Below are 12,139 nucleotides of genomic sequence, written 5' to 3'. Positions count from 1 at the left end.
TGAGAAGGGGAAAATCGAAGCCAATAGGCTGCCAACAATTTGGCAACCTATAAAAAATTACCAGCGACTAGTTAACAATACGAACGGGGCGCTCTGCATTGCGGTAGCGCTCGGAGCGGCGGGTGCGGTCGTTAACACTGCCTGCCAACTGACCACAGGCCGCATCAATATCATCGCCGCGTGTAGTGCGCACAGTCACGGTATAACCTTTGTCGAGCAAAATCTGCTGGAAGCGACGCAGTGCGTTATTACTCACTCGCTGATAGTCGGACAACTCAAACGGATTAAAGGGAATCAGGTTAATTTTCACCGGAATCTCTTTAAGCAGCTCCGCCAATTGCTCAGCGTGCTCCGGGCGGTCGTTAACCTCGCGCATCAGCGTGTATTCAATGGTCATTTTACGGTGCGTATCCGGCATGCGGTCGATGTAGCGCTTGGCGGAATCCAGTAGCACCGCAATAGGGTATTTTTTATTGATCGGCACCAACTCGTTACGCAATTCATCGTTGGGCGCATGCAGGGAAATTGCCAGGCTCACATCGGTCACATCGGCGAGGCGGTCCAGTGCGGGCACTACACCGGAGGTCGACAGGGTGACGCGGCGCTTGGAAATACCGTAGGCGTTGTCTTCCATCATCAGGTTCATGGAATCGACCACATTGTCGAAATTGAGCAATGGCTCACCCATGCCCATCATCACCACGTTGGTAACCTTGCGCGGTCCTTTCGGGTCCAATTGACCGAAAGACTTACAGGCAATCCAGACCTGCCCGATAATTTCTGCCGCCGTTAAATCGCGGTTAAAGCCCTGCTTGCCAGTTGCACAAAAGCTGCAATCCAGGGAACAGCCCACCTGGGAGGAGACACAAAGGGTGCCGCGATCACCATCGGGGATATAGACAGTCTCGATAGCATTGCCACCGGAGACTTTAATTAACCATTTCCGTGTGCCATCGGCGGAATCCCACTGATTCAATACTTCCGGGGCACGGACTTCGGCCACTTCCGCCAGCTTTTGACGCAGGGCCTTGCTGACATTGGTCATCTCAGCAAAATCATCAACCCCATTCTGGTGAATCCACTTTAAAACCTGAACAGCGCGGAAGCGCTTCTCGCCCAATGATTCAAAAAAGGCGGCCAGCTTTTCTACCGAAAGGCCGAGCAGGTTGGTTTTCTCTGTGGTCATTCATTTCACCTCGGGGGAAGAATTGCACCGGTCCGGACAGACCGGTGCGATTTGTGGCGCGGATTAAGCGCGCGCGCAGATTTCGTCGTCGGCGAAGAAGTAGCTTACTTCGCGAGCAGCGGACTCTGCGGAGTCGGAACCGTGTACAGCGTTGGCGTCGATGCTGTCAGCGAAGTCAGCGCGGATGGTGCCAGCAGCAGCTTCTTTAGGGTTGGTAGCACCCATCAGGTCGCGGTTTGCCAGGATAGCGTTCTCGCCTTCCAGAACCTGTACAACAACTGGACCGGAAGTCATGAAGTCAACCAGGTCTTTGAAGAAAGGACGCTCTTTGTGCTCAGCGTAGAAACCTTCAGCTTTTTCGCGGGACAGTTGAACCATCTTCATGGCAACAATGCTCAGGCCAGCTTTCTCAAAACGGCTCTCGATTTCACCGATTACATTCTTGGCTACTGCGTCCGGCTTGATGATAGAAAGGGTACGCTCCAGGGCCATGGTTATCTCCAAATTGATTTTTTGTAACTTAACTTAGGAACCTCTGAACAACTCTGTAAGCCCCGCAGGGCGGGCCTTCAAGGCTCGCGGAGGTGTTGCGGGATTGTTGCGGAGTTGTTCAGAGGTTCCCTACATAAAGAAAGAGCAACCTACTCAGTTGCTCTTCCCTGATATTCCTTTCATACCCACCGGGGGTACTCAATTTTTGATCACCGCATTTCGCGGCCGGCGGATTATACGGGGTATTGATCGACTTTTGTACTCTCTTGCCAATACTGCCCCGAAGGCCGGTTACTCCTGCTCTTCGATCCAGGCAGCCTGGATCGCCTCGAGGATTTTCTCTCCGCAGCGATCGGGATCGTCATCAAATCCGGGCAGCGCCATCACCCAGTTGCGCAAGTCGACAAAGTTGACCGTCAGTGGGTCCACATCCTCGTGAGCTTCGCTCAACTCTATGGCAATATCGTGAATATCAGTCCACTTCATGATTCGGCTTCCTCAGCGTGCAGGTCAGTGCTTTTCCGACACCTGGTTGATGGTGTACTTGGGAATCTCGACCACCAGGTCTTCATCTTCCACAATCGCCTGACAGGACAGGCGAGACTCCGGTTCCAAGCCCCAGGCTTTATCCAGCAGATCCTCTTCAAGCTCGTCCGGCTCTTCCAGGGAATCGAAGCCCTCGCGCACAATGACGTGGCAGGTGGTACAAGCACAGGCTTTTTCACAGGCGTGCTCAATTTCGATATCGTTGGCCAGGGCCGCGTCGATCACGCTGACACCGCTCTCCGCTTCCACCACTTTGCCCTCGGGGCACATTTCCGGATGGGGTAAAAATACTATCTTCGGCATGGGGTACTGAACCTCTGTGGTCTCAATCCGACGGGGAGAAAGTAACGACTCCCCGGCCGCCGGCAGCGCAGAGTCTGCGCCTGATCATGGTTATTTATCAAATTCATCCAAGCTGTGGCCCTGCATAGCCCGCTTAATGGAGGCATCCATACGCTTGGCAGCAAAGGGCTCAGACAGCTTATTCAAGGCTTCGATACGTCGACGAATTTCCTCTGCATCCCCGCCGTTATGGGCCAGACGTAAAGCTTCCATCGCGTGCTCAAGCTCGTTTAACTCACCTTCGTCCAGCAGCTGGGCGCCGTTCTCACGCAGGGCCACCAACATGCTTTCCAGGGTTCTCTCTGCTTCCACTTGGGCCTCGCGCAGGGCCCGCAGGGCGATGTCCTCAGCGGCGTGGGTGTAGGATTCCTGCAGCATCCGCGCAATATCCTTGTCCTCCAGGCCGTAAGACGGTTTAACCGTAATATCAGCACTGACACCACTGCTTTTTTCCATGGCTGTCACCGACAAAAGACCGTCAGCATCCACCTGGAAAGTCACACGGATATGGGCGGCACCGGCCACCATCGGCGGTATGCCGCGCAATTCAAAGCGCGCCAGTGAGCGACAGTCACTCACCAGCTCCCGCTCGCCCTGCACGACATGGATTGCCATGGCAGTCTGGCCATCTTTAAACGTGGTGAACTCCTGGGCTTTGGAGACGGGGATGGTCGTGTTGCGATCAATCAGTTTTTCCGCGAGGCCACCCATGGTTTCAATCCCGAGGGAAAGGGGAATAACATCCAACAACAGCAATTCTTCGCTGGACTTATTGCCCACCAATACATCAGCCTGAATCGCGGCGCCGATTGCTACCACTTGGTCGGGGTCAATTTCCGCATGAGGGGGACGGCCAAAATAATCCTCAACCCGCTCGCGCACGCGCAGAGTACGGGTGGAGCCCCCCACTAGAACCACTTCCTGCACCTCATCGGCACTGATACCGGCATCGCGCAGGGCGCGCTTACAGGCGCGTAGGGTTTTGTCGATCAGGGGGTCCAGCAGTGAAGCCATGGTGTCGCGATCGAGCACGCCTGACCAATCGCCGTATTGCACTTCCACCTGCTCGACACTGGACAGGGATTCTTTCGCAGCACAGGCGCTGTCTAACAGGACTCGCTGGGTCGCGGCGTCGAGATCAGTACCCAATCCCACTTGCTCGGCGATCCAGGAAGCGATTGTGCGATCGAAATCGTCGCCACCAAGGGCTGTATCGCCGCCGGTAGACATGACTTCAAACACCCCCCGGGACAGGCGCAGAATAGAGATATCGAAGGTGCCGCCACCGAGGTCATAGACCGCGATCACACCCTCTTCGCCTTTATCCAGGCCGTAGGCAACAGCCGCTGCTGTGGGCTCGTTGAGCAGGCGCAGGACTTTCAGGCCCGCCAGTTGGGCCGCGTCTTTGGTCGCTTGGCGCTGGGCATCATCGAAGTAGGCCGGCACGGTGATCACCGCACCATCCAGCTCACCGCCCGCTTTGCCGTAGAGCGCTTCGCGGCCGCGCGCGGCCAGTTTTTTCAGGATTTCTGCCGATACCTGCACCGGGTTTACCGGTCCGGCTGCAGTTTCAATCGAAGGCATACCGCCACTGCTCTCAGCCAGGCGATAGGGCAACTGCTCACCAAAACTTTTGATATCCGCAACACCTCGCCCCATCAGGCGCTTGATAGAAATCATGGTGTTGTAGGGGTCTTCTGCAGCGCACGCGCGGGCTTCAGCACCCACGGTAATCGCCTCGGCTCCGTAGTGCACCGCTGACGGCAGGATCACTTCACCCTGCTCATCGGCAATGGCCTCTGCCGATCCACTGCGCACGGTCGCTACCAGTGAGTTAGTGGTCCCCAAATCGATACCCACTGCGTGCTTGCGCTGGTGGGGAGCTGGGCTCTGGCCCGGTTCAGAAATCTGCAGTAATGCCATTAGTTATCTCTTCTTTAAGCGGGGCGCGGTACCGTCTGGCCCTCTCAGTCAGTGCTCTCGCAACTAGTCGTTGAAAAGGTCTTCTTCCAGCTCGTCAATTTGTTTCTCAAGCTTGGCCAGGAACTGAAGCTTGCGCAGAGAATCCTCTGCTGCGCCCAGATCGCCCCCGTCATAAGTTTCGGCAAAGCGCTGTTCCTCACTGGAGATCAGCCCCCGCGCCTCAGCACTGAGCTCATCCAGCGCAGCTACCGGATCGGGCTGCTCGCGCACTTCTTCCAGGCGCTCGCGCAACATCATCTGCTGCATCAGAAATTCAGTATCTTTGGTGGTCTGCTCAGGTGGCACATCTACCCCGGCCAACTTGAGTAGGTAGGCGGCGCGCTGTACCGGGTCGCGCAACACGGTGTGCGCCTCATTGATCTGAGCCGCCATCTTGATGGCCAACAATTGTTCGCCCTCTGAATGGGAAGCGTATTTGTCCGGGTGGAATTCCCGCTGTAATTCCCGGTAGCGGGTCGCCAGGGCACTACGATCGACCGCGAACGCGGGTTGCAGACCAAAAACTTCGAAATGGTTCAGGTTGGTTGCCATCTGAATATACCTACTGGGGCACAGCCTGGGACGCGGCTGAAGTTGCCGCTTACTGCTGCACGGCCCCCAACTGTCCGAGGAGCCAATAAAAAGGCCGGTATGCGCAGCGCACCCGGCCTTGTGGGGCGAGAGCGAATCAGACGTGGAAACTCTCGCCGCAGCCACACTCATTTTTTACATTGGGATTCGAGAAGGTGAAGCCTTCGTTCAGGCCTTCCTTGACGAAATCCAGCTGGGTGCCGTCGAGGTAAACCAGACTCTTGGGGTCCACCACCAACTTAACGCCGTTTTGCTCAAATACCGTATCTTCGGCTTCGAACGAATCGACAAATTCCAGCACATAGGCGAGACCGGAACAGCCGGCCGTTTTGACACCGACACGAATGCCGATTCCCTTGCCTCGCTTGGCCAATTGACTTTGAATGTGGGCCTCAGCGGCCTCGGTCATACTAATAGCCAAAATAACACCTTCGCTATGTTTGGACGCTACATTTGGACGAGAAGTTAACCCGCCGCAGATTCCTTGGCTTCTACAGCGTCATCAGACTCACCGCGCTTTTCACGGATATCGCGAACCGCAGCCTTGATCGCATCTTCAGCGAGAACCGAGCAGTGGATTTTTACCGGCGGCAGCGCCAGCTCCTCTGCAATGGCAGTGTTCTTGATCTGCTCCGCTTCGTCGATCGTCTTGCCTTTCACCCACTCGGTCAGGAGGGAGCTGGAGGCAATGGCGGAACCACAGCCGTAGGTCTTGAACTTGGCGTCTTCGATAACGCCCTCGTCGCTTACCTGAATCTGTAGGCGCATCACGTCACCACAGGCGGGCGCGCCCACCATACCAGTGCCTACATTGTCCGCCTTGTCGTCCATACGCCCAACATTGCGGGGGTGCTCGTAGTGGTCAATTACTTTATCGCTATAGGCCATGACTTTTCTCCTAACTCTTGCGCGCGCTTAGTGAGCGGCCCATTCAATCTTGTTCAGGTCTACGCCGTCTTTGTACATATCCCAAAGCGGTGACAATTCACGTAGTTTCTCCACTGCCTTGCGCACTTCTGCGGCAGCGGTGTCGACATCACTCTCGCTGGTAAAACGACCAAAGCTGAAGCGCAGTGAGCTGTGCGCCAGTTCGTCGTTAACCCCCAGAGCTCGCAGTACGTAGCTGGGCTCCAGGCTCGCAGAGGTACAGGCGGAACCGGAGGAGATCGCCAGGTCGCGCAGCGACATGATCAGGCTCTCACCTTCTACAAATGCAAAGCTCACGTTCAGGTTGCCCGGAATTCTCTTCTCGGCGGAACCGTTGATATGGACCTCTTCCATATCCTTGATCTGATCCCAGAAACGGTCGCGCAGAGAGCGCAGACGCTCGGCTTCCTGAGCCATTTCTTCTTTAGCAATACCAAAGGCTTCGCCCATACCGACAATCTGGTGAGTCGGCAGGGTACCGGAGCGCATGCCGCGCTCGTGGCCGCCACCGTGCATCTGGGCTTCCAGACGAACGCGGGGCTTGCGGCGTACGTAAAGGGCACCGATACCTTTGGGGCCGTAAATTTTGTGGCCGGAGAAGGACATCAGGTCAACTTTCATTTCCTGAAGGTCGATCGGCAGCTTGCCGGCGCTCTGGGCCGCGTCCACATGGAAAATAACTTTGCGCGAGCGACACAGTTCGCCGATCGCAGCGATATCGTTGATCACCCCGATCTCATTGTTGACGTGCATCAGGCTCACCACAGTGGTGTCCTCGCGCATGGCTTCCTCAACCTGCTCCGGATAGACGATGCCGTCTTCACGGGGATTCAGGTAGGTCACTTCAAAACCTTCCCGCTCCAGCTGGCGGCAGGTATCCAAAACCGCTTTGTGCTCAATTTTGGAGGTAATAATGTGCTTGCCGCGACTCTGGTAGAAATGGGCCGCACCCTTGATACCCAGGTTGTCGGACTCGGTGGCACCGCTGGTCCAGACAATTTCGCGCGGATCGGCATTGATCAGCTCCGCCACCTGGCGTCGGGCATTCTCCACTGCTTCTTCCGCTTTCCAACCAAACAGGTGGGAGCGGGAGGCCGGATTGCCGAAATTGCCTTCCATCGTCAGCTGCTCTGCCATTTTCTTGGCGACGCGTGGGTCAACCGGACAGGTAGCCGAATAGTCCAGATAGATGGGAAGCTTCATAGTCATACCGTTTCCGCTTAGTAAATCTCTAATATCTGTCTGCTGGCCCGTTTGGGCCCCAATCACAGGCCGCCGAGTACAGCGACCCTCTCTTCCGGCGCCTCGCGCATATCTTGCCGACGCGCAACTTCCTGCACCTCAGCTCGGGAAACCAGGTTGGCCAAGCTGATACTGCTGAGGAAGCTATGAATCTGATCGCTCAAGTCTGACCAGAGGTAGTGGGTCAGGCACTGTTCGCCATTGGCGCAATCTGCATTGCCGCCGCAGCTGGTGGCGTCTACAGATTCATTGACCGCATCAATGATCTGCGCCACAAAAATCTCTTCACCATCCCGCGCCAGGCGATAGCCACCGCCGGGTCCACGCACACTGGACACCAGCCCAGAATGCCGCAACCGGGAGAACAACTGCTCCAGGTAGGACAGTGATATACCCTGGCGCTTGGATATGTCTGCCAGACTGATCGGTCCGCGATCAGCGTGCAACGCCAGGTCCAGCATGGCAGTCACCGCGTAGCGGCCTTTGGTTGTCAAACGCATATCAGCTCCCAACTGATGTACAGCCCTTTTCCGATCGGGGCGCGAGTATGGAATAACCCACTACTGTAGTCAAGTATATAACCCAGCGGGACACTCGGGTACTCAACTAGTCGGGTCGCCCCTTACCACCAGAGCGATGAATGTAATTCTGGATTGAGGTCAACATTCCGCGCAGGATGCCCAGCTCCATATCATCGGGGCGCACCCGACTATACAGTCGGCGCAGGCGGGTCATTGTTTGGCGGGGGTTATCCGGGTCAATAAAGCCCAGCTCGCCCAGCGCCTGTTGCAGGTGATCGAAGTACAGCTCCATATCGCTAGCCTTGGCCGGTGGGCGATCCCAATCGGTGTAATTCACAGGCTCACCCTTTTCAGCTTCCAGGGCCGCCATACGCACTTCATAGGCAAGTACCTGAACAGCAGTCGCCAGATTCAGGGAGCTGTATTCCGGGTTGGCAGGAATATGCACATGGTAGTTACAGGCCTGTAACTCTTCGTTGGTAAGCCCTCGATCCTCGCGGCCAAACACCAAAGCAACCGGATGAGACGCGGCCTCGGCGACGGTACGCTCTCCACACTGGCGCGGGGTCAGCAGCGGCCAAGGGATTCGGCGCTCGCGAGCGCTGGTGGCCACAACAAGACCACAATCAGCCACGGCTTCTTCCAGGGTATCCACCACAACGGCGCTATCGAGCAGCTCAGCTGCCCCGGCTGCACGCCAAACCGCATTGGCTGCAGGAAATTCCCGAGGCGCTACCAGGTACAGCTGACTCAGGCCCATATTCTTGAGCGCGCGCGCCGCACCACCAATATTTCCGGGGTGTGCGCTGTTAACCAGAACCACGCGCACATTGTCGAGCGCGGCAAGTGGAGTCGTGTCTAAAGGTGACTTGGCCATACTGAAAGTAATAAATCGGTGTCATGGGGGCGCGCGAGTGTAGCAAAAACCAATCGGAATCCCTACAATCGCGTCCGTCGCAGTTAACCTGCGGCCTGCTTTTTAACCCCTTTAACCACTTTGTGCGGAATAGTTATGGAACCCATGCTAAATATTGCCCTGCGCGCGGCGCGTAAGGCAGGAGAACTGATCGAACGGGCCTGGGAGCGCGGCGACCTGATGAAATTCGAAGAAAAGACGCGCAACGATTTCGTTACTGAAGTGGATAAGGCCAGCGAACAGGAGATTATCTATCACCTGCGCAAGGCCTACCCCAAGCACAGCATCCGCGCTGAAGAAAGCGGCCTGCAAGAGGGCGCAGAGCCCGATTACGAGTGGATTATCGACCCCCTCGATGGCACCACCAATTTTATCCACGGCGTCCCACAGTTCGCTGTTTCTATCGCCTGTCGCTATCGCGGCCGCATTGAGCACGCAGTCGTACTGGACCCGATCAAACGCGAAGAATTTACCGCAAGTCGCGGCCGCGGCGCTGCCCTGAATGGCCGTCGTATCCGCGTCTCTTCACGCCAGGGCATGCGCGGCTCTCTGATTGGCACCGGCATTCCCTTCAACGGCCTGCCGCTGGATAACATCGACGCCTACCTGGCCGCCCTAAAAGATATCGCAGGGCAAACTTCGGGAATCCGCCGCCCCGGCGCTGCAGCTCTGGATCTTGCCTATGTTGCTGCCGGGCGATTCGATGGCTTCTGGGAAATGCACCTGAACACCTGGGATATCGCAGCGGGCTCCTTGCTGGTCAAAGAAGCCGGCGGCCTGATTAGCGATTTCCGCGGTGGTGAGGACTACCTGGACTCCGGCCACCTGGTCTGTGCAACTCCGAAAGTATTTAAGCCCCTGGTGAAAATCGTGGGCAAACATATGGGGCACATACGCTAAAATCCTGAACGGCACTCCGGCAAATAAGATGCCGGGGTGCTGATTCCAAAAGTCCAACTCACCTCTTCCCCGTCAAACACTCCATCAAAACTCGCGCAAGCTGCGGTCGATCAAAGTTATCCGGCAAAGCGGTTGTCACCCCCGAGGAAGCCTCTCCTCCCATAACCACCAAACAGGTTTTTTGAGTGACTTGATCCTGCTTGAGGATACTTACCAAATCCCCAACCGACATTCCCGGTAAGGTATTGTGAAACAACACCACATCCGGTGCTTGGGTACGCGCCATAAATATGGCCTCAACAACATCTGCGGCCACAGAAAGCTGTACTTGCGGCGCCCCCTGCAAAAGTTTTTCCACCTGAGCCACACTTTCAGGACGGTTATCGACTAGCAGCAATCTACAATCGGGTAATGTTGACGGGGCATCAACAGAACTTGCAAATGACAGGAAAGACTCCGCAGCATCAACCATTGGGAATTCAACCCAAAATACTGACCCCTGCCCTTCCTGACTGTCAAAATCGATCCGCCCCCCCATCGCCTCCGCCAGACGCTTGGCAATTGCAAGACCGACACCCGTACCCTCGATATGACCTTTTTCCTCCCCCAGACGGTTAAAGGGCTCAAAAACTTCTTTGCGCCTCTCTGCTGCAATCCCCTTGCCGGTATCCAAAATATTCAGCCTCAACCAGCCATCGGCCTGCGGCGTAAAATTAATAATGACACGGCCATTTTCACGATTGTATTTCACCGCGTTGCCCGCCAGGTTCAATACAACTTGCTTATAGCGCACAGGGTCCGCACAAATATAAGCGGACTCCCAGCCGAGAGGCTCAAACATCAAATTTACGCGACGGGTTTCAGCCAGGGGCTCGAGTAAACGTTTACATTCTGCAACCAAATCGGCCGGACGAATTAATTCCATCGAGGGGCCCAAACGCCTACTGTCGATTCTGGCCAGCTCCAATACATCGCCGACCAAATGCAATAAATGCTGCCCCGCGCGACGAATTTCGGATAAGCGCTGACGCTGGTCTGCGTTGAGACTCTGATCTAATTCGACAATTTGGCTGTAACCTAAAATTGCATTAAGTGGCGTGCGTAATTCATGGCTCAGGCTAAATAATAAATCTGCCCGATGCGCATTTTCCTCCCGCTGCAACTCCAACTCCCGCTCCATTTGCGAAAGTCTTTCCCGGCTGCGGCTGACGTCTTGTAAAACTCCCAACACCCGCACGGGCTGACCGCGACTATTTAATTGGGCCTTGCCGCGGCAGCGAACCCAAACCACACTGCTATCCGAACGCCAGATGCGAAATTCCACATCGAGCGGTAACCCCTCGCGCACATGATCCCGCATGGACTGCTCAACCCGAGGGAAGTCCTCCGCTAAAATTCGAGCCTTCCACTGCTCCGCGGCTGAAATACCGATACTGCGTATCGGGCTCACTTCATAACCCAGAATCCCCCAGCAGGCATCATCAAGCACCATTTCATCTGCGCGTAGATCCCACTCCCATAAACCATCGCCAACTCCAGACAGTGTTTGTAAGGGGCGCTCGCCAGGCAGGTTGGATAGGTAGCGCTGGGCCAAGGTTTCAGTGAAGTCAGCGCAACTTCCAATCACAACAAATCCACTGTCATCCTCGAGGTTTATTGCGCGTCCCCGCAATCGTAACCAGCGCAACTGACCGAGACTGTCGTAGGCCCGAAAAGTAGTATCGAAGTGTCCACCTTTATTGGTAAGACGACGCCGCACAGTGATAATTCGATCCCGCTCATCAGAGTGAACCGAACGCAATTCATCACCCGTCCACAGGGAAGTCAAAGAGAGTTCTGCAGTTTCTGCAAACAGGAGCCAAATTTCACCCTGAGCACGCTGGGCACCGGAATCCGGATGCCACTCCCACAACCCGCAATCTGAATCTAAAAACAAATCTTGCAAACAAGCGGTATGACGAGGCAGGCGCGATGCATCCAAAGAAGAGAGCTCATCGCTGGTTGCCAACTGGAACACTGCGCTGGACGGATTTGGGGTTAGTGACTCTGACACACAGGGCTCGACTATCGAAATTAGCTCATTAATTACCTGGCTCATGCATCCTTGCCATAAAAGAGAGCCTCTCTCCCGGGGCCGTCAAATTTGGGAACGCCTGGGGAGACCCTAAACTAAAGCATTATGAGCTTTGCGCAAAGTGGGGGCAAAAAAAAGGCCCCGCAATGCGGGGCCGTAATCAGCGATGATGAGAGAAAACGGGAAGTCACCCAGTGTTAATGGTTTGCCATAACCCTAAGAAACTCTCCCGAAATGCGGGTCCTTTGCCCCGCACATTTACCAATGCAACCCTTATGCCAACTTTTAAAACAGCGTTTTTTAAGGCCTTAGCTTTCATACTCCAGCGCTTCTGTGGAATAGCGAACCAATGCGATCCTTCAGATGGCCAAAATGCACCAAAACAATGCACTCAAGTGAAAAGCTACGAAGAAAAAGTAAAATCTGGCCAAAGGAAATAC

General features: G+C 55.4%; 13 protein-coding genes. 1 reads left to right on the top strand and 12 read right to left on the bottom strand.

Going from position 1 to position 12,139, the window contains the following annotated elements; genetic code table 11:
* Positions 1 to 67 precede the first annotated feature (67 nt).
* The 11 genes from rlmN to trmJ all read right to left on the bottom strand — a co-directional run bounded on the left by rlmN (position 68) and on the right by trmJ (position 8,686).
* Positions 68 to 1,186 carry a dual-specificity RNA methyltransferase RlmN gene (rlmN, locus tag ACJJII_RS11130; protein ID WP_444892905.1) on the bottom strand — a complete coding sequence of 373 codons (1,119 nt, stop codon included), beginning with the start codon at positions 1,184 to 1,186 and terminating at the stop codon, positions 68 to 70.
* 63 nt (positions 1,187 to 1,249) lie between these two features.
* The gene (gene ndk / locus ACJJII_RS11125) at positions 1,250 to 1,678 is read right to left on the bottom strand and encodes a nucleoside-diphosphate kinase (RefSeq protein ID WP_108731991.1); all 429 of its coding nucleotides are present in this window, start codon (positions 1,676 to 1,678) and stop codon (positions 1,250 to 1,252) included.
* Positions 1,679 to 1,969: 291 nt separating this feature from the next.
* Positions 1,970 to 2,164 carry a Fe-S cluster assembly protein IscX gene (gene iscX, locus ACJJII_RS11120; RefSeq protein WP_282934076.1) on the bottom strand — a complete coding sequence of 65 codons (195 nt, stop codon included), beginning with the start codon at positions 2,162 to 2,164 and terminating at the stop codon, positions 1,970 to 1,972.
* Between the two features lie 24 nt (positions 2,165 to 2,188).
* Positions 2,189 to 2,527 (bottom strand): ISC system 2Fe-2S type ferredoxin, encoded by a 339-nt coding sequence (fdx, locus tag ACJJII_RS11115; RefSeq protein WP_108731989.1) that lies wholly within the window; start codon positions 2,525 to 2,527, stop codon positions 2,189 to 2,191.
* Between the two features lie 90 nt (positions 2,528 to 2,617).
* The gene (hscA, locus tag ACJJII_RS11110; protein WP_444919180.1) at positions 2,618 to 4,489 is read right to left on the bottom strand and encodes a Fe-S protein assembly chaperone HscA; all 1,872 of its coding nucleotides are present in this window, start codon (positions 4,487 to 4,489) and stop codon (positions 2,618 to 2,620) included.
* A 63-nt stretch (positions 4,490 to 4,552) separates the two neighbouring features.
* Positions 4,553 to 5,080 carry a co-chaperone HscB gene (hscB, locus tag ACJJII_RS11105; protein WP_444919179.1) on the bottom strand — a complete coding sequence of 176 codons (528 nt, stop codon included), beginning with the start codon at positions 5,078 to 5,080 and terminating at the stop codon, positions 4,553 to 4,555.
* A gap of 136 nt (positions 5,081 to 5,216) precedes the next feature.
* Complete coding sequence (iscA, locus tag ACJJII_RS11100; protein ID WP_444895049.1) at positions 5,217 to 5,528, bottom strand: iron-sulfur cluster assembly protein IscA; 312 nt, start codon at positions 5,526 to 5,528, stop codon at positions 5,217 to 5,219.
* Positions 5,529 to 5,584: 56 nt separating this feature from the next.
* Positions 5,585 to 6,007, bottom strand: a complete 423-nt coding sequence (iscU, locus tag ACJJII_RS11095) for a Fe-S cluster assembly scaffold IscU (protein WP_108731985.1) — start codon at positions 6,005 to 6,007, stop codon at positions 5,585 to 5,587.
* A 27-nt stretch (positions 6,008 to 6,034) separates the two neighbouring features.
* The gene (locus ACJJII_RS11090; RefSeq protein ID WP_444894792.1) at positions 6,035 to 7,249 is read right to left on the bottom strand and encodes an IscS subfamily cysteine desulfurase; all 1,215 of its coding nucleotides are present in this window, start codon (positions 7,247 to 7,249) and stop codon (positions 6,035 to 6,037) included.
* Positions 7,250 to 7,311: 62 nt separating this feature from the next.
* On the bottom strand, positions 7,312 to 7,788 hold the full coding sequence (iscR, locus tag ACJJII_RS11085; protein WP_282934079.1) for a Fe-S cluster assembly transcriptional regulator IscR: 477 nt from the start codon (positions 7,786 to 7,788) through the stop codon (positions 7,312 to 7,314).
* 106 nt (positions 7,789 to 7,894) lie between these two features.
* Positions 7,895 to 8,686, bottom strand: a complete 792-nt coding sequence (gene trmJ / locus ACJJII_RS11080; protein WP_108731983.1) for a tRNA (cytosine(32)/uridine(32)-2'-O)-methyltransferase TrmJ — start codon at positions 8,684 to 8,686, stop codon at positions 7,895 to 7,897.
* Positions 8,687 to 8,821: 135 nt separating this feature from the next.
* Between trmJ and ACJJII_RS11075 the strand changes: the two genes are divergently transcribed.
* Positions 8,822 to 9,625: an inositol monophosphatase family protein gene (locus ACJJII_RS11075; protein WP_444919178.1), complete on the top strand. Its 804-nt coding sequence runs from the start codon at positions 8,822 to 8,824 to the stop codon at positions 9,623 to 9,625.
* Positions 9,626 to 9,683: 58 nt separating this feature from the next.
* Here ACJJII_RS11075 and ACJJII_RS11070 read toward each other — a convergent pair whose 3' ends face one another.
* On the bottom strand, positions 9,684 to 11,723 hold the full coding sequence (locus ACJJII_RS11070; protein WP_444919177.1) for an ATP-binding protein: 2,040 nt from the start codon (positions 11,721 to 11,723) through the stop codon (positions 9,684 to 9,686).
* Positions 11,724 to 12,139 lie beyond the last annotated feature (416 nt).

The organism is Microbulbifer maximicatervae (SeqCode), assembly GCF_052467825.1.
This window is presented reverse-complemented; position numbering and strand designations above follow the sequence as displayed.